Genomic DNA, 17,478 nt, shown 5'->3' on the forward strand with positions numbered 1-17,478 from the left:
GCCGCGCGCGGGCCGTCTCGTCACGCGTCGTCGCGGTCGCGCTTGTCGTCCCGCGGGCCGCCGTCGTGCGTGCCGGCCGGCTTGTCGGTTTCGATACGCGTGACGCCGCCGGTCGAGGGCGGGTCGCTTGCAGGAAACGTGTCCTCCAGCTGCTTGTCGATATGGCGCTCCGAATGGCGCGTGCGCGTGCGGTCCTGATCCTTCAGCGGCGGTTGCGGGTCGGGCTGCCGCTCGTGCGCCGGTGCGTCGTGGCCCGGCCGGGTCGAATCCTTCATGGCGGTGCTCCGTATCGTGACGAGGAGCCTGTGTGGCGCAACCGGCGTGCCTGCTCCGTGCGCACGGCACGCGACTTGCCACTGCGACGACGACGACCACGACGACGACCACGACGACGACCATCACGACCCGGCGCAACAGGGTGCCTGCTGCGCGCACATCGAGCGGGAGGCATGACGATGATTCCGAAACGACGACCAGGCGTGCGCTACGAAATCAATGTATGCGGCGGCGGATTCGATTCGGTGAAAAGCCATTTCGATACGTGGAAGCATGAACCGCTGATCTACCGGCCCGAGCGCCGGATGTTCGAAGGCAAGGCCGACGTGCGGCGGCTCGGCGACGAGACGTTCGGCGCGACCGAACCCGCGCGCTTCGCGCTGCAATGTGCGTGCGAGCCGTCGGATCCGTATGCGCTCGCCGCGCGCGTGCGCGACGACGGCCGCGAATTGTGGCTCGTGATGGCCGCGTACGACGCGTAGCCGCGTGCTTGCAAGATTTGCAGCGACCGGTGTAGCGAAGGCACGGCGCGCCGCGCCGGACCGCACGCATGCGTATCGATCCCCGTGGGGTGCGGCGTGCGGCAACCCGAACGGACGGCACGCGGCTTGCGAATCCGCGATACGCGGCCGTCGCGCCGATCCCGACCCGAACTTCGCAACGAGGGAATGCCGATGACACCCGAACCCGCGCAGTGGCTGCAACGGCCCGAACCGCCGTTGCCCGACATCGAGCCGGACCCCGCGCCGCCCGGTCCCGACGACGTGCCGCCGGACATGCCCGAACCGTACCGGGAACCGGAGGGCGATCCGCCCGGGCATGCGCCGCCGGAACGCGATCCGCCGTCGCCTGAGCCGCCGGTGCGTGCACGGGCAACCGGTGCGATGCCGCCGAGACGAAAGGAGGGCCTGCAATGAGCATCCGCATGAAACCCGGCATGTTGCGCGACATCGCCGAAACGCTCGGCCGCCATTTCGAGGCGCGCGCGCTGCCGTTCCACGTCGAGGAGCACCCGGCCGGCGCGCTGCATATCGGCTTTCGCGTCGACGGCCACCCGGCGTCGTTGACCGTGACGTTCGACGCCGACGCGTTCGCCGCGCTCCAACGGGCCGACGTCGACCGGCAACGCGGCACGCTCACGCGCGTCGCGGCCGAATTCGACACGATGATGGCGCGCCGCGCACCGACCGCGTACGCGGGCGATTTCCATTTCAACCGGCTCTGAGCCGTGCCGTAACGGCCAGCCCGGAGCCGTCGATTCCAGGGAGGATTCGATGAACACGATCCAGACGATACGCGCGGGCGCCTGTGCGTTCGCCGCGGCATGCGCGCTGGGCGCATGCACGCAACCGGCCGGCGGCCCGTACGGCACGCATGCGGCGCCGCCCGCGCCGCCCGACGGGCGCGGCGCGCAGTCGACCACGACGATGCCGGACGCGAACACGCGCTACGACACGCGTCCGTCGCCGGGCAACACGATGCCGCGCGGCACGACCGTCGGCGAACCGGCCGACGTGCCGCCGCCGGGCCCGAACGGCACGCAGGGCGACCAGCCGCTGCCGGGCACGCCGCCGCCGATGCAGTACTGACAGGATGCCCCGCGGCGACGCGCCGCGCAGGCACGACGCGACGCCGCGTCACGGCATGCCGCACCGCGATGCGGCCGGAGGAACGCGATGGCGAATCAGCACGAGCACCTGGAGGACTGGCTGCGCGATGCGTACGCGATGGAGCGCCAGGCCGAGACGATGATCGATGCGCAGATGAAGCGGGTCGGTCACTATCCGGCGTTGCAGGACCGGCTTCGGCTGCATCTCGACGCCACGCTCGGCCAGCAGGCGCTCGTCGAGGCGTGCCTGATGCGGCTTGGCACGTCCCCGTCGGCGACCAAGGATCTTGCCGCGCGCGTGGCCGCGTACGGGCAGATCGCGAGCGGCATGCTCGCGGACGACGAAATCGTGAAGACGGCGCTCGCCGCTTATGCGTTCGCGCAGCTCGAGATCGCCGCCTACACGGCGCTCGTCGCGGCTGCGCAGGCGTCCGGCGAAGACGAAATTCGCGCGTGTTGCGAGGGGATTTTGCAGCAGGAGCGCGACATGGCCGCGTGGCTGCTGCGCCATCTGCCCGAGTTGACCACCGCGTTTCTCGACCGGTCGGCGGTGGACCGCATCGACGCGAAGCGGTAGCCGCGCGGCCCGTGGGGCGCTTGCGGAACGTGCCGCTTCTCGTGAGCGAAATACGTGCCCCCTAACTTGCCCCCGGCTTGTAAAAAAGCGGCTCTGGCGCGTGGCGAAACGGGGTGCGAACCCCCGAGAACCGCTTCGCAGCAAGCTTCACGCGACTGGCACGGAAGCTGCATGACGTTGGACAGAAGCTATACCGCGAACCGCGAACCCAACGTCAGGAGGCTTTCGATGCCCGTCTCGCTTGCGCTGCAGATGCGACAGCATCTGGCACTTACGCCGAGGCTCCAGCAGTCGCTGCGACTGCTTCAGTTGTCCTCGCTCGAGTTTCAACAGGAATTGCGCCAGGCGCTCGACATGAACCCGTTTCTGGAAGACGGCCAGGGCGACGAGGAAACCGCTGCGGCGCCCGCCGAGGCGCCGAGCGAAGCGGCCGCGCCCGACGTGCCGCCCGAGCGCGACGACATCCGTGCGCCGGACGGCGAGGTGCCGTTTACGGCCGCGCCCGCACCGCGCGGCACGAGCCGTCAGGGCGACGACGCCGACGGCTTGTCGCCGGGCGAATGGATGGCCGCCGAACCGTCGCTGCATCAGCAGTTGCATGATGCGCTGCGACTCTATCCGCTGAACAGGCGCGACCGCGAAGCCGCGCGCCTCGTGATCGATGCGCTGGACGACGACGGCTATCTGCGCCAGGAGCTGTCCGAACTGCTGGTTGCCGCCGATCCGGCCTTGCTGCTGTCGGAGCAGGATCTGGCGGTCGCGCTGCGGCTCGTGCAGATGCTCGACCGCCCCGGCATCGCGGCGCGCTCGTTGTCCGAGTGCCTGGTGCTGCAACTCGACGCGATTCCCGCCGGCACGCCGGCGCTCGCGGAAGCGAAGACGATCGCACGCGAGCATCTGGAGCGGCTCGCGCGCCGCGAGACGGCCGAAATCCAGCGGCGCCTCGGCTGCAGCCCGCACACGCTGCAGGCGGCCTGCGCGCTCGTGCGCGGGCTCGATCCGCGCCCCGGCAATCACTACGGCAGCACGCGCGGCGACTACGTGGTGCCCGACGTGATCGTGCGCCAGGTGCGCGACGAATGGATCGTCACCATCAATCCGGCGGTGCTGCCGCGCGCCCGCTTGCACGAACGCTATGCGACGCTGTTCGCGCAGTCGAGCGGCGAGCGCGATTCGCCGCTCGGCCAGCAGTTGCAGGAAGCGCGCTGGCTGATCCGCAACGTGCAAAAGCGCTTCGACACGATCCAGCGCGTGGGCGAATGCATCGTCGCGCGGCAGCGCGATTTCTTCCGCTACGGCGAGATCGCGATGAAGCCGCTCGTGCTGCGCGACATCGCGGAAGAGCTCGACCTGCACGAATCGACCGTCTCGCGCGCGACCGGCAACAAGTACATGGCCACGCCGCACGGCACGTTCGAGTTCAAGCATTTCTTCCCGCGCAAGCTCGAGGCCGCCGGCAAGGGCGTGTGTTCGGCGTCGGCCGCGAAGGTGCTGATCCGCGACATGATCGCGGCCGAGCGGCAGACCGACCCGCTGTCCGACGTCGCGCTCGCGGAGAACCTCGCGGGCCGCGGCATTCTTCTTGCGCGTCGGACAGTGACCAAGTATCGCCAGGCGATGAAGATTCCGCCGGCCGACCTGCGGCGCCGCGACGCCGCGTGACGGCCTCATTGTTCCAACCCGCGCGTGCCGCGCGTTGCGTCGGCTCGCGCGCCAACGAGAGGAGCGCAACCATGCCAGCCAAATCCCAGGCCCAGCAGCGTGCCGCCGGGGCCGCGCTGTCGGCCAAGCGCGGCGACACGAAGATGAAGGACTTGAAGCCGCCGTCGAAATCGATGGCCAAGTCGATGAGCGAGAAAGAGCTCGAGAAAATGGCTTCCACGCCCACGCACGGCAAACCGAAACACAAGCACGATGCGTGATCGGCGCCGACGTTTAGTGACGACCGCTGTCATCCAGGAGGGTTCCATGCTTCGATACGCCATCATCTTCTTCGTCATCGCGATCATCGCCGCCGTGTTCGGCTTCGGCGGCATCGCGGCCGGTGCGGCCGAGATCGCGAAGATCCTGTTCTACATCTTCGTCGTGATCTTCCTGGTCACGCTGCTGCTCGGGGTCGTGCGCCGATGACGGTCACGCCCGACCGGTCGCAACGCATCGCGGAACTCGAGCATGCGTTCGCGATCGGTTTTCCGTCGCAGTCGACGGTCGTCGTGCACGCGGACGACGCGTCCGGGCGGCTGACGATCCACGTGTCGTGGGTGCGCGTGCCGTCCGACGAGGACGCGCGCGAATGGCGCTGCACGGTCGACATGCGGTTCGACGCGGACGTGATCGAACGCTACGCGACGCTCGACACGGCCGACCGGCTGCGCGTGCGCACCCAGCTGTGCGACCGCGCGCGGCGCGCGGTGGACGAGCACAAGCCGCGCGTCGAGGACACGGTGATCGAGTGCAACGTCGCGCTCGACGTGACGGCCGTGGCATTCGACGCGGCACTGCGCGCGCCCTGACACCGCCACCGGCCCGCGGCCGTTCGCGGCGCGCCGGGCCGGCTTTTCCTGCCGTCCGCACGCGCGCGCCGCGGCGCGTCGCCGTGCGGCAGCGGCTTCCTACCGAATCCCACGAGGACACCTGACGATGACGACTCCCCCCTCCGCCGGCAAGACGCCCCCGACGCAACCGACGCCCCCGCACGACAGCGCGAAGTCGCGCCAGCTCGACGAGCATCGTGCGCGCCCCGACGGCGAGGCGCTGCGGACCAACCAGGGCGTGCGGATCGCCGACAACCAGAACACGCTGCGCGGCGGCGCGCGCGGCCCGTCGCTGCTCGAAGATTTCATCATGCGCGAGAAGATCACGCATTTCGATCACGAGCGCATTCCGGAGCGGGTGGTGCACGCGCGCGGCTCGGCCGCGCACGGCGTGTTCCGCGTGTACGAACCGATGGCCGAGTACACGAAGGCCGCGTTCCTGCAGGACCCGGCCGCCGAAACGCCGGTCTACGTGCGCTTCTCGACCGTGCAGGGGCCGCGCGGGTCGTCCGACACCGTGCGCGACGTGCGCGGCTTCGCGGTGAAGTTCTATACGCAGGAAGGCAACTACGACCTCGTCGGCAACAACATGCCGGTGTTCTTCATCCAGGATGCGATCAAGTTTCCCGACTTCGTGCATGCAGTAAAGCCCGAGGCGCCGAACGAGATGCCGACCGGCGCGTCCGCGCACGACACGTTCTGGGACTTCGTGTCGCTGGTGCCCGAAACCACGCACACCGTACTCTGGCTGATGTCGGACCGTGCGCTGCCGGCGAGCTATCGCGCGATGGACGGCTTCGGCGTGCACACGTTCCGCTTCGTGAACGCGGCCGGCGCAGAGCGTTTCGTGAAATTCCACTGGCGGCCCGTGAGCGGCGCGTATTCGCTGCTGTGGGACGAGGCGCAGCGGATCGCCGGCCACGACCCGGATTTCAACCGGCGCGACCTGTGGACGGCGATCGAGCGCGGCGACTATCCGGAGTTCGAACTCGGCGTGCAGATGATCGACCCGGCCGATGCGGATAAATTCGACTTCGACCTGCTGGATCCGACCAAGCTCGTGCCGGAAGAACGCGTGCCGGTGCGGCCGATCGGCCGGATGACGCTGAACCGCAACCCCGACAACTTCTTCGCGGAGACCGAGCAGGTCGCGTTTCACCCGGGCCACGTGGTGCCGGGCATCGATTTCACGAACGACCCGCTGTTGCAGGGGCGGCTGTTCTCGTACACCGACACGCAGCTGAGCCGGCTCGGCGGCCCGAATTTCCACGAGATTCCGATCAACCGGCCGGTGTGCCCGTTCGCGAACAACCAGCGCGACGCGATGCATCGGCAGACGATCAACGTCGGCCAGGCGTCGTACGAGCCGAACTCGACGAGCGGCGGCTGGCCGCGCGAGACGCCGCCCGCGCCGTCCGGCGGCGGGTTCGAGACCGTGCCGGAGCCGCTCGAAGGCCACAAGGTGCGCGTGCGCAGCGAATCGTTCGCCGACCATTTCTCGCAGCCCGCGCTGTTCTACCAGAGCATGACCGACATCGAGCAACGGCATATCCGGGACGCGTACTGCTTCGAGCTCGGCAAGGTGACGCAGCCGCACATTCGCGAGCGCGTGGTCAACGAGATCATCGCGCGCTTCGACGCGGGGCTCGCCGCGCAGGTCGCCGAACGGCTCGGGCTGCCGGCGCCGCAGGCGGCCGCGACGCCGGTCGTCGCGCAGCGCTCGCCCGCGCTGAGCCTGATCGGCCGCGCGAAGCCCGGCATCCGCTCGCGCAAGATCGCGTTGATCGCGACGCCCGGCGTGAACCCGGTGCTCGTCGAGCAGGTGCGCGACGCGCTGCTGGCCGCGCACGCGGTGCCGACGATCGTCGCGCCGACGCTCGCGCCGATCGGCGGCATCGTGCCGGAGGCGACGCTCGTCGGCATGCCGTCGGTGATGTTCGATGCGGTGTTCGTGTGCGGCGGCGACGGCGATGGCCGCGATCTCGCGCACAGCGCCGACGCCCGCCATTTCGTGCGCGAGGCGTTCAAGCACCTGAAGCCGATCGCGGCCGTCGGGTCCGGGCGGCACTTGCTCAGCGCCGCGCACCTGCCGGATCCGGCCGAAGGCGTGTGCGTCGGGCAGCCGGTCGATCTCGACACGGTACTGAACACGCTGTCGGATCACCTCGGCCAGCATCGCGTGTGGGCGCGCGAGCAGCAGGCGGCGGAGTTGCCGGCATAGCGCGAAATTGGCCGATAGCGGCCGATAGCGGTTTGGGCCGTACCGCGCGCCTGCCTTCGGGCGGGCGCGCATCCGGCAAGGAGGAACATGCATGGCACCGCGGATGATATGGAAAGGCGCGATCAGCTTCGGGCTCGTGCACGTGCCCGTGCAGCTGTTTCCGGCGACGCGCACCGTGAAGCCGTCGTTCCGGATGCTCGACAAGCGCTCGATGGACCCGATCGGTTATCGGCAGATCAACAAGCGCACCGGCAAGGAAGTCACGCGCGAGGATATCGTGCGCGGCTACGAGTACGAGAAGGAGCGCTACGTCGTGCTCACCGACGACGAAATCCGCGCGGCGAACCCGGAATCGACGCAGACCGTCGATATCCTGACCTTCGTCGACGCGGATGCCGTGTCGTTTCTCTATCTCGACACGCCGTACTACCTGGTGCCCGACCGCAAGGGCGAGAAGGTCTATGCGCTGCTGCGCGACGCGCTGAAGGACAGCGGCAAGATCGGCATCGCGCTCGTGGTGATGCGCGACCGCCAGCATCTGGGCGCGCTGATTCCGGTCGGGCCGATACTCGCGCTCGATACGCTGCGCTGGCAGGAAGAGTTGCGGCCGCTCGACGAATTGTCGGTGCCGGCCGCCGACGCGAAGGGCGCGGGCGTGACCGCGCGCGAACTCGGGATGGCGAAGAAGCTGATCGACGACATGTCGGGCACGTGGACGCCCGACGAATATCACGACACGTTTCGCGACGACATCCTCGAACTGGTGGAGCGCAAGGTGCGCGCGGGCAAGATCGAGGAGATCGAGGATCGGCCCGCGCAGACGGGCCGCGCGGCGAGCAACGTCGTCGATCTCACTGAATTGTTGAAGCGCAGCCTGAAGGGCGGCGCCGGTGCGCGGGCGGCGGATCTGCGTGCGGAACGCGATGAAGGGGAGGACGGTGCGTCGTCGTCACCGTCATCCGCGCGGGGCGGCGCGCGTCGCAAGCCGCCATCGAAATCCGCGTCGAAGGGCACGACGACGAAAACCGCGGCGAAGAAAGCCGCCGCGAAACGCAGCGCGGCGAGCGACCATGCGACGAAGAAGACCGCCGCGCGCCGCAAGCATGCGGCGTGACGCCCGTCACGCCGACTCCGATTCCGATTCCTCCGACGAGGTGACGCGATGGCCGGCAAGCTCGATCCGTATCGCCGCAAGCGCCATTTCGGCGCGACGCCCGAGCCCGAAGGGGCGCACGGGAAGCGACGCACGAAGGCCGATGCGCGGGCCGACACGAAAGCGGGCACGAAGCCGAAGGCGAAGCCTGCCGCGCGCGAGCGCCAGCCGCTGCGCTTCGTGATCCAGGAGCACCACGCGCGCCGGCTGCACTACGACTTCCGGCTCGAACTCGACGGCACGCTGAAGTCGTGGGCCGTGCCGAAGGGGCCGAGCTTCGATCCGCAGGTCAAGCGGCTCGCGGTGCACGTCGAGGACCATCCGCTCGAATACGCGTCGTTCGAAGGCGAGATTCCGGCCGGGCATTACGGCGCGGGGTCGGTCGTCGTCTGGGACGAGGGGACGTGGACGCCCGACGGCGGCGTGGCGCAGGCGCGCCAAGGCTATCGGGCGGGCAAGCTGACGTTCCGGCTCGACGGCGAGAAGCTGCACGGCGGCTGGGCGCTCGTGCGCAGCGGGCGGCAGGAAGGGCGCCAGGAGCAGTGGCTGCTGATCAAGGAAGGGGACGACGCTGCCCGCAGCGCCGACGAATTCGACGTCGTCGGCGAGCGGCCGGGGAGTGTGCACGACGGTGCGTCCAACGGCGCGGCGCGCAAGCGCGCGACGCGGCGCGGCCGCTCGACGGACGAGGGCGGCGATGGACCTGACGCGCGACACGCTGGTGACGCCAGCCACGAAAGTGAAGAAAGCCCGCCCCCCGCCGATCCGTCGCAGGTCGAAGGCGCGGTGCGTGCGCCGCGGCCCGAGCGCGTCGCGCCGCAACTCGCGACGCTGGTCGACGCGCCGCCGACCCAGGGCGGCTGGTGCTACGAACTGAAGTTCGACGGCTATCGAATTCTCGCGCGCATTGCAGGGAAGGGCACGCGCCGGCGCGTCACGCTGATGACGCGCGAAGGCCGCGACTGGACCGCGAAGCTGCGCGCGCAGCGCGACGCGCTCGCGGCGCTCGACGTCGACGACGCATGGCTCGACGGCGAGGCCGTCGTGCTCGGCGAAAACGGTCTGCCCGATTTCCAGGCGTTGCAGAACGCGTTCGGTGCGGACCGCTCGGACACGGTCACGTTCTTCGTATTCGATCTGCCTTATCTCGACGGTTACGACCTGCGCGACGCGCCGCTCACCGCCCGTCGCGCGCTGCTCGAACCGCTGCTCGCGAACAGCGACCCGGCGTGCGTGCGCTTTTCGCCCAATCTCGGCGAGGACGTCGCGTCGCTGATCGCGAGCGCGTGCGACACCGGCCTCGAAGGGCTGATCGGCAAGCGTGCGGACTCGCGCTATCGCGCCGGCCGATCGCCTGCGTGGATCAAGCTCAAATGCCGGCGCCGGCAGGAGTTCGTGATCGGCGGCTTTACGGAGCCGTCGGGCACCCGGCACGGCTTCGGCGCGCTGCTGCTCGGCGTGCACGAGCCGCCGGCCGCCGGCAAACGGCGGCGCGGGCCGGCGCCGCTGCACTACGTCGGCCGCGTCGGCACCGGCTTCGACGCGCGGATGCTCGACCGTCTCGCCGCGATTTTGCGCAAGCACGAACGCGACACGATGCCGTTCGATGCGCCGCCGCGCGAACGCACGCGCACGCGCGTGCACTGGGTCGAGCCGACGCTCGTCGCCGAATGCGAATTCGCGGAATGGACCGGCGACGGGATCGTGCGGCAGGCGGCGTTCATCGCGCTGCGCGACGACAAGCCGGCGGAGCAGATCGTCCGCGAGCGGCCGAAACACACGGAAACGGAGGTGACGATGGATCAACGCCAGACCCCGCACGACGACACACGCAAGCGCGCATCGCCTGCCGCTCACGAGACCGCCGATCGCAAGCGCCCGTCACGTGCTCGTGCGGCCGCGCGCGCCGAAGGCGACGCGTCCGGCCCCGACACGCTCGGCCGCGTGCGCATTACGCATCCGGAGCGCGTGCTCGACCCGCAAGGCGGCACGCGCAAGATCGATCTTGCGCGTTACTGGCAGTGGGTCGCGCCGTGGCTGCTGCCCGACCTGAAAGGCCGGCCCGTGTCGCTCGTGCGCGCGCCGGGCGACATCGCCGGCGAGCTGTTCTTCCAGAAGCACGCGGAGCGCCGCGAGATTCCGTTCGTCACGCAGCACGAAGGGCTCGATCCCGGCCACGGCCCGCTGCTGTCGATCGACAGCGTCGATGCGCTGCTCGGCGCCGCGCAGATGGGCACGGTCGAACTGCACACGTGGAACGCGCACGCGTCGAACATCGAGCGGCCCGACCGCATCGTGTTCGACCTCGATCCCGATCCGGCGTTGCCGTGGCGCACGATGATCGACGCCGCGCAACTCGTGCGCGGGCTGCTCGACGAGCTCGGGCTCGTGTCGTTCTGCAAGACGAGCGGCGGCAAGGGGCTGCACGTCGTCGTGCCGCTCACGCGGCATGCGGGCTGGGACGACGTGAAGGACTTCTCGCGCGCGGTCGCGCAGCACGTCGCCGGCACGCTGCCCGACCGTTTCACCGCGACGATGGGGCCGCGCCACCGGCGCGGCAAGATCTTCGTCGACTATCTGCGCAACGGGCGCGGCGCGAGCACGATCGCCGCGTATTCGGTGCGCGCGCGGCCCGGCATGGGCGTGTCGGTGCCGCTCGACTGGGACGAGGTGCCCCACACGACAGGCGGCGCGCAATGGACGATCGATACGCTGCACGAGCGGCTGGACACGCTGAAGCGCGACCCGTGGGAAGACTATGCGGGCACGCGCCAGCGCATCACCGCGGCGATGCGGGCGCGGCTCGGCGCCGACGCATGAAGCGTCAGCGCCGACGCTGCTGCAGCCGGTAATACCAGTTCATCAGCGGCGTCGCGGAGATTCCGTGCGCGACCACCGACGCCGATACCACGGCCAGCACCGGCGCCGCGAGCGGGCGCACCACTTCGGACGGCCCGTGCTCGAGCGCGAACAGCAGGTAGTAGAACGAGCCGATCCCGCGGATGCCGAACCACGCCATCAGCCGCCGCTGCGCATGCGTCGCGCGCGAGCCGGTGAGCGTGACCAGCACCGCGAGCGGACGCACGGCGACGAACAGCGCGGCGGCCAGCGCGAGGGCGCCCCACGTGAGCAGCGGGCCGGGCAGCGTCGCGAGCACGCTGCCGATCATCGTCATCACGACCGCTTCGGCGATCCGTTCGAGCTCGATCGTGAAGCCCAGCACCGATTCGGCCATGAACGCATGCGCTTTTTCCGGATGCTTCTCGGTGGCGACCACGTCTTCCGAATCGATCTGGCCGATCACTTCGCGCGGCGGCCGGTCGCCGCTCGCCCGATGCTCGACGCGCCGCATCGCGACGCCGGCCGCGAACGTCGCGATGAAGCCGAACGTGTGCGCGAGCTGCGCGGCGCCGAACGACAGCACGATCAGCGCGAGCGCGAAGAAGCCTTCGAGGCCGAGCGCCTGCGCGTGCCGCGTGCGCAGCCAGCCGATCGTCTTCGTCGTGACCCAGCCGAGCCCGCCGCCGATCGCGACCGCGCCCGCGATGCCCCACAGCGCGACGAGCGCGAACGTGCCGGACAGCGGCGGGATGCCGTACGTCGCGCCCGGTGCGCCGCACAGCGCGAGCCCCGCGAGCGCGAACGGCAGCGCGATGCCGTCGTTCATCCCGCCTTCGCCGGACAACGCGAAGCGCACCAGGTCGCGATCGCCGGGATCGTGCACTTGCACGTCGTGCGCGAGCACCGGGTCGGTCGGGGCGAGGAGCGCTGCGAGCAGCAGCGCGGGACCCCAGCCGAGACCCAGCGCGAGCACCGCGCACGCGGCGAGCAGCGGCACGGTGACGATCATCGCGAGCAGTCCGAGCCGGCACGGTACGAGCCACAGCTTGTCGGACAGCGGCACGCGCAATCGCAGCCCGATCGCGAACAGCGACACGAGCAGCGCGACCTCGACGATCTCGCGCAGCAGCTGCCCGTCACGTTCGAGGTCGAGATGCAGCAGGCCGGCGCCGGCCGGGCCGAGCGCGACGCCGATCACCAGGTAAATCATCGCGGAGCTGCATGGCAGGTGACGCAGCGCGGACGTCACGACGCCCATGCCCAGCAGTACCGCGCCAACGATCAGATACCAGAGGGTTTCGTGCATGCGTGGGAATCGCAGCGGAGGGAGACGGGCGGCGCGCCAGCCGTCAGGGCTTGCGGCCGAAGGCTTCGCGCAGTTTCCGCTTCGCGCGTTCGAGCGTCGTACGGCGCGTTTTCGGCAGGTTGCGGCCCGCGCGGTTCACGTAGAAGTTCAGCATCGACATCGCCGACTGGAACGGCGACGCCTTGCGGCGGCGGCTGTGTTCCGCCGAGTGCTTCAGCGACGCCGCGATCTCGGCCGGATCGTCGGATTTGAAGATGTCGGGCTCGATGTCGAGCGCATCGCTTTTTTGCGTGACTTCGCCGGACCAGCGCTTGCGGTGGGCCGGGTCGGCGCTGCGCGCGCGGCCCGGGCGGCGCGTGTGGCGCTTGCCGTGAGCGTGGGAAGCGGAAGCAGAAGGCATAAGGCAAGGGCTCCGTATGGGTGACAGAAGGGGCGTGCGAACAGAGGGGCCGCAAATCGCGTGCCGCGTCGCGAACGTGGCCGGTGACGGCATGGGCCTTGCTGAAGGATCGGAGCAGGAATTTCCATCACGCCATCACCCATAGGGAGAAAACGCCATGAAGTCAGCAGCATTCGAATCGAAGTTCGTCGCGCGGCGCTTGCTGGCCTGCGCGGCCGTCGCGATCGTCGCGGCCGCGCCGGCTGCATGGGCGCAGAATTCGCAGCGCTCGGACGAGGGCACCGGTGCGCCGAATCCGTCGATGGACATGTCGACGCCGGGCACCAACGGCAATACGACCGCGCCGCCTCCGCCGGCGGGCACGCAACGGCATGGGGCGAAGCACGGGATGCGTTCGCACAGCGGGGCGGCAGGCCACGTGAAGCCGGGCGGCGGCCCGAACGGCGCCGGCCAGGGCGGTAGCGGCGGCATGGGCGGCGGGGTCGGCGGCGGGTCGGGCGGGGCCGGTGGGTCGGGCGGCACGGGCGCCGGCAACGGTGGTTCGGCGGGCTCGACGGGCACGGGCGGCGGCGGGGCCGGCGGGACGGGCGGCGGTTCCAGCGGTTATTGACGGCACCGTGCCGGCGCGGCCGGCACGGTGCGATGGCGGCGCGGTTTCCCGGGACGGGCCCGCCGCCACCACGCAGGAGGACATCATGCAATCGAATTCCCGGATTTTCCTGGAGAACGACGAGATCGACAGCGACGCAACCGACGTGGACGATCTCGACACGACGGTTCACGTGGACGTCGAAACGGGCAGGGTCATGTTCCATGCGGCCTGGGCGAACGCCGTCGAGGCGCCGCCAGAGGCGGCCCGGCATTCGGTCGTGCTCGCGCTCGAATGCTCGACGATGGAGCGCTACGCGGATCTCGACGACGGCGCGCGGATGCGCGTGCACGCGATGCTGCACGACGCCGTGCAGCAGACGCTCGAACAGTTGCCCGATACCGACGAAAACCTGACGCTGACGGTCGAGCTGACCGACGCGATGCTCGACGCCGCACGTCATTTGCAGTAATCGCGCCGGATCGACGTACGGCGTCGCCACGGCGTCCCCACGGCGTCCCGTTACATCCCGTTGAAAACTTTGCACCCGGGCGCGGCGACGGGCGGCGGTCGATCCTCCTCTGCGTGGGTGGCCGCCGTCGATCGCGGGTCGTTCCCCGTTGTCCCGCATTGCGCACGACGCGACGAGGGCGATGGGCTGCGGCACTGGCGGCGGAATGGCGATTGCTGCACGACGGGAAACGGCACGGCGTGTGCCGTCCCACCCTTATTCCCATCCACGGAGGCATTCATGAGCGGCAGGCTGGATCATTGCAAGATAGCGATTCTCGCGGTCGACGGCTTCGAGGAAGCCGAACTCGTCGAACCGCAGCGCGCGCTCGCGGCCGAAGGCGCGCAGGTGGACGTGATTTCGCAGAAGCGCGGCGAGATCCAGGGTTTCCGGCACGTCGACAAGGGCGAGCGCGTGAAGGTCGATCGCACGTTCGACGATGCGCGCGAAGGCGACTACGACGCGGTCGTGCTGCCGGGCGGCGTCATCAACGGCGATGCGATCCGGATGGTGCCGGCCGCGCGCGAATTCGTGACGGCGGCCGTCGGCGCCGGCAAGCCGGTCGCGGCGATCTGCCACGGCGGCTGGCTGCTGGTATCGGCCGGGCTGGTCGAGGGCAAGACGATGACGAGCTGGCCGAGCCTGCAGGACGACATCCGGCACGCGGGCGGCAAGTGGGTGGACGAGGAAGTCGTGCGCGACGGCAACCTGATCACGAGCCGCAAGCCGGCCGATCTGCCCGCGTTCAACGGCGCGCTGGTCGAGCGTCTCGCGGCGCGGAGGGCATGAGCGATGCCGGCCGATTCCCCGCGCGCCGTGACGCTGACCGACCAACCGCCCACGTTCGACGGCGCGGCGCTGCAGTTGCGCTTCGTCGTCGACGTCGACGGGGCGCCGCAGGCCTGCGCGATCACGGTGGAGGCGCTGGAAGATCATTTCGGCGCGCGCTCCGCGCTGGAGGCCGATCTGCGCGACGCGTTCGAGCAGGGCCGTGCGCGGATCGAAGCCGCATGCGCGGACGTGCTGGCGAGCGGCAACCACGACGTGGTGCTGCACAGCGGGTATTTCCGTGCGCCGGCCGGCGCGGCGCGGGCGGGATTGTTTCGCTCGCGGGAACCCTGAGCGGGCCGCATTTCGTCTTGCGTTCCCGGCCTGTAGCCGGTCTGTTTCAGGCCGGTTTCACCGGACGTCTCCCGTGTCCGCCGTTGCCCTGCCGTTACCGATTACATGCCGTTGAAAACTTTGCAGCGGCTCGAACGCGTTCGCGTGGTGCCACATCGCGCGGCGCGCGCACCGCACGGTCACCGATTGAACGACACCGGTTGGCACGCTCCCTGCATGTCCATGACGTTGCCGGCGCACGATACGCGCCGCTGGCCGATGCGACGCCGGTGTCGCGTCGCGCGTAGCCGCCAACGGGGAAACGAGCATGCTGACCGCCCATGAATTCGCGGCACTGTTCCTGGTGCATCGCGCACCGGAACAGATTCAACTCGACCGCGACGATATCGTCGCGCTCGTCGAACGACACCTGATCGTGATGGAGCGCGACGATGCGTCCGGCCAACACCGGCCCGCGCTGACCGCCGACGGCCTGTCGGTCCTGCACAGCGTGCAGCGGCACGACGGGGCCCGGTCCGACGCAACGGAAGCGGAAGCGTGACGCACCGGGCCGCCCGCGGCGCTCAGCGTGCGATCGCGACGGGCGCATTGACCTGCACGACCGGCGGCTGGCCGTCGAACGGCGGCGCGTACAGGAAGCGGTCGATCACGCCGGCCTCGAACAGCAGACAGTAGGTCGAGCCGCCGAACTGGAAATAGCCGATCTCGTCGCCCTTGTCGACGCGCTGCCCCGGCATGACGTCGATCACGCACGACGACACGTCGCCCATCCCGACGAACACGGCGGCCACCGTGCCGATGCCGGGGTCGTTGCTGGAGATCGCGACCACCGCGCGCGCGGCGACCGCCGTCATGTAGCCCTGCGAGTCGTTGAGCCCGGCCGGGTCCGGGCCTTCCGCTTCGGCGACCGAGTAATAGGCGCCGTCGACGCGATACGCGTGCGTGACCACGCCGCGCACCGGCGCATGCCAGCGATGGTAGTTGTACGCGCTGAGGTAGGCCTGGTAGACGTCGCCGCCGACGAAGCGCTCGGCGAGCGACAGCCACGCAGGCGTGAACAGGTCGCGCAGCGAGTACGGCTGCGATTTGATCCAGAACGTGTCGCGCAGCTTCACGTTCGTTTCGGTGTGATACGGCGCGGCCTCGCACGCGCTGACGATCACGTGGGGATCGTCGGGCGCCGCGACGGGCCGCGCGCCGTCGCGAAAGCGCCGCGTGAAGAAGTCGTTCCACGAATCGAAGCCCCAGTGGGGCTGGTCTTCGCGATACTGGAACTGCGACAGCCCGAGGCGCTTGCGGGCTTCGTCGCAGAACCAGCCGTCGGGCGGCGACGTGTCGAGATGCGCACGCGAATGCGGGCCGCCGAGGAAGTCGCACCACGCATTCAATACGCGCTTCAACTGCGCATTGACGGACGCGTCGCGAAACACCGCGTGGCCCGACGGCATGCACATCGGCCAGTCGAAGAATGCGTTCAGCGGGCACACGATCAGGCTTTCCTCGCTGAACGGCGGCGTGTAGGTCATCAGATGGTCGAGCACGGTCATCAGTTCCCCGATCGACGCGTAGCCGAGCCGGTATCCCGCTTCGCGCGCCTCGTCGATCGCGCGCGTCACGCTCATGCGCAACACGGCGTTGTCGTCGAACAGCCGCGCGAGTTCCTGCACGGCCGGCGTGCGCAGTTGCTCGCCGGCATGCGCGCGCGCTTCGTTCGCGATTTTTTCGCGGAACGCGGCCATGTGCGCTTCCTCGCTGGCCATCCATTCGCCGAGGCGGCGGCGTGTGGCGGGCGGCGCGTTGCGATTCGTCGGCATCGTCTCCTCCGGAATGGTTAGGGGGCGAAGCGATGGAGCAAGACGCTTGCCCGGCGCGCGGCACCAAAATTGCGGCGCTCGGGCGACGGGTTTCCTTCGATGACTCAGGAGAGAAAAATGGCTACAGCTTCGAACCCACGACAGACGAACGATGCGGGAACGACGGACGAGCGTCGTCGCGACGGGCAGCGGACCGTGACGCCGACGCGTACGCGAACACGGCCGCGTGCGGCGGCGACGCGCGACGGGGCGCGGCGCGGCGAGCGTGGTGACGCTCGTGCAAGCGGCAACGGGCCCGTGACGCCGAGCCGTGGAGAGGAGACGGCGAAACCGCTGTGGGAAGATGACCGCGGCGAGATGCCGCCGGAAGAGTGGTCGTGACGAGGCCGCGCGCGATAAATGCGCGGCTCAAGCACGATAAATAGGTCGCTCGAAAAATCCCGCGTGGCGTATTTATATTTTCGCCAATGAAAAAGCCCGGTCGCGTCGCCGACCGGGCTTGCCAAATACGATCACTTCCCTTCA

21 protein-coding genes are annotated in these 17,478 nt (G+C 69.5%); 17 read left to right on the forward strand and 4 right to left on the reverse strand.

Annotated features, from left to right (window positions below; translation table 11 throughout):
- Positions 1-20: 20 nt before the first annotated feature.
- The gene (locus tag QZM72_RS01035) at positions 21-275 is read right to left on the reverse strand and encodes a hypothetical protein (protein ID WP_089471208.1); all 255 of its coding nucleotides are present in this window, start codon (positions 273-275) and stop codon (positions 21-23) included.
- Positions 276-449: 174 nt separating this feature from the next.
- Between QZM72_RS01035 and QZM72_RS01040 the strand changes: the two genes are divergently transcribed.
- From QZM72_RS01040 to ligD, 12 genes are all read left to right on the forward strand, one after another.
- A complete protein-coding gene (locus QZM72_RS01040) occupies positions 450-758 on the forward strand; it encodes a hypothetical protein (RefSeq protein WP_089471209.1) in 309 nt (102 codons plus the stop codon).
- A gap of 186 nt (positions 759-944) precedes the next feature.
- The gene (locus QZM72_RS01045) at positions 945-1,193 is read left to right on the forward strand and encodes a hypothetical protein (RefSeq protein ID WP_301736883.1); all 249 of its coding nucleotides are present in this window, start codon (positions 945-947) and stop codon (positions 1,191-1,193) included.
- A complete protein-coding gene (locus QZM72_RS01050; protein WP_301736884.1) occupies positions 1,190-1,501 on the forward strand; it encodes a hypothetical protein in 312 nt (103 codons plus the stop codon). The genes QZM72_RS01045 and QZM72_RS01050 overlap by 4 nt, the downstream gene beginning before the upstream one ends.
- Before the next feature lie 49 nt (positions 1,502-1,550).
- The gene (locus QZM72_RS01055) at positions 1,551-1,865 is read left to right on the forward strand and encodes a hypothetical protein (protein ID WP_301736885.1); all 315 of its coding nucleotides are present in this window, start codon (positions 1,551-1,553) and stop codon (positions 1,863-1,865) included.
- Between the two features lie 87 nt (positions 1,866-1,952).
- Positions 1,953-2,462 (forward strand): DUF892 family protein, encoded by a 510-nt coding sequence (locus QZM72_RS01060; RefSeq protein ID WP_301736886.1) that lies wholly within the window; start codon positions 1,953-1,955, stop codon positions 2,460-2,462.
- 228 nt (positions 2,463-2,690) lie between these two features.
- On the forward strand, positions 2,691-4,124 hold the full coding sequence (locus QZM72_RS01065; protein ID WP_301736887.1) for an RNA polymerase factor sigma-54: 1,434 nt from the start codon (positions 2,691-2,693) through the stop codon (positions 4,122-4,124).
- A 71-nt stretch (positions 4,125-4,195) separates the two neighbouring features.
- Complete coding sequence (locus QZM72_RS01070) at positions 4,196-4,384, forward strand: DUF3008 family protein (RefSeq protein WP_006498333.1); 189 nt, start codon at positions 4,196-4,198, stop codon at positions 4,382-4,384.
- Positions 4,385-4,430: 46 nt separating this feature from the next.
- Positions 4,431-4,592, forward strand: a complete 162-nt coding sequence (locus tag QZM72_RS01075) for a DUF1328 family protein (protein ID WP_006498332.1) — start codon at positions 4,431-4,433, stop codon at positions 4,590-4,592.
- Complete coding sequence (locus QZM72_RS01080; protein WP_301736888.1) at positions 4,589-4,975, forward strand: DUF3022 domain-containing protein; 387 nt, start codon at positions 4,589-4,591, stop codon at positions 4,973-4,975. The genes QZM72_RS01075 and QZM72_RS01080 overlap by 4 nt, the downstream gene beginning before the upstream one ends.
- A gap of 127 nt (positions 4,976-5,102) precedes the next feature.
- Positions 5,103-7,217, forward strand: coding sequence for a catalase HPII (katE, locus tag QZM72_RS01085; RefSeq protein ID WP_301736889.1), 2,115 nt, complete (start codon positions 5,103-5,105; stop codon positions 7,215-7,217).
- Positions 7,218-7,308: 91 nt separating this feature from the next.
- Positions 7,309-8,331: a Ku protein gene (locus tag QZM72_RS01090; protein WP_301736890.1), complete on the forward strand. Its 1,023-nt coding sequence runs from the start codon at positions 7,309-7,311 to the stop codon at positions 8,329-8,331.
- A 48-nt stretch (positions 8,332-8,379) separates the two neighbouring features.
- Positions 8,380-11,190, forward strand: coding sequence for a DNA ligase D (gene ligD, locus QZM72_RS01095; RefSeq protein WP_301736891.1), 2,811 nt, complete (start codon positions 8,380-8,382; stop codon positions 11,188-11,190).
- A gap of 4 nt (positions 11,191-11,194) precedes the next feature.
- Here the strand turns inward: ligD and QZM72_RS01100 are convergent, their stop codons facing one another.
- Positions 11,195-12,517 (reverse strand): cation:proton antiporter, encoded by a 1,323-nt coding sequence (locus QZM72_RS01100; RefSeq protein ID WP_089471218.1) that lies wholly within the window; start codon positions 12,515-12,517, stop codon positions 11,195-11,197.
- 43 nt (positions 12,518-12,560) lie between these two features.
- Positions 12,561-12,917 carry a DUF3175 domain-containing protein gene (locus QZM72_RS01105; protein WP_301736892.1) on the reverse strand — a complete coding sequence of 119 codons (357 nt, stop codon included), beginning with the start codon at positions 12,915-12,917 and terminating at the stop codon, positions 12,561-12,563.
- A 157-nt stretch (positions 12,918-13,074) separates the two neighbouring features.
- Here QZM72_RS01105 and QZM72_RS01110 point away from each other — a divergent pair, with 157 nt between their 5' ends.
- The 5 genes from QZM72_RS01110 (at position 13,075) to QZM72_RS01130 (ending at position 15,680) form a co-directional block, all read left to right on the forward strand.
- Positions 13,075-13,527: a hypothetical protein gene (locus QZM72_RS01110; protein ID WP_301736893.1), complete on the forward strand. Its 453-nt coding sequence runs from the start codon at positions 13,075-13,077 to the stop codon at positions 13,525-13,527.
- 85 nt (positions 13,528-13,612) lie between these two features.
- Positions 13,613-13,978 carry a hypothetical protein gene (locus tag QZM72_RS01115; RefSeq protein WP_301736894.1) on the forward strand — a complete coding sequence of 122 codons (366 nt, stop codon included), beginning with the start codon at positions 13,613-13,615 and terminating at the stop codon, positions 13,976-13,978.
- 279 nt (positions 13,979-14,257) lie between these two features.
- Complete coding sequence (locus QZM72_RS01120) at positions 14,258-14,806, forward strand: type 1 glutamine amidotransferase domain-containing protein (RefSeq protein ID WP_089471221.1); 549 nt, start codon at positions 14,258-14,260, stop codon at positions 14,804-14,806.
- A 3-nt stretch (positions 14,807-14,809) separates the two neighbouring features.
- The gene (locus tag QZM72_RS01125; protein WP_089471222.1) at positions 14,810-15,139 is read left to right on the forward strand and encodes a DUF1488 domain-containing protein; all 330 of its coding nucleotides are present in this window, start codon (positions 14,810-14,812) and stop codon (positions 15,137-15,139) included.
- Between the two features lie 307 nt (positions 15,140-15,446).
- Entirely contained in the window at positions 15,447-15,680 is a 234-nt protein-coding gene (locus QZM72_RS01130) for a hypothetical protein (protein WP_089471223.1), read from the forward strand.
- Positions 15,681-15,702: 22 nt separating this feature from the next.
- Here the strand turns inward: QZM72_RS01130 and QZM72_RS01135 are convergent, their stop codons facing one another.
- Complete coding sequence (locus QZM72_RS01135; RefSeq protein WP_301736895.1) at positions 15,703-16,953, reverse strand: phosphatidylserine decarboxylase family protein; 1,251 nt, start codon at positions 16,951-16,953, stop codon at positions 15,703-15,705.
- Between the last annotated feature and the right edge of the window lie 525 nt (positions 16,954-17,478).

Source organism: Burkholderia sp. AU45388 (assembly GCF_030481585.1).
GTDB classification, from domain to species: domain Bacteria; phylum Pseudomonadota; class Gammaproteobacteria; order Burkholderiales; family Burkholderiaceae; genus Burkholderia; species Burkholderia sola.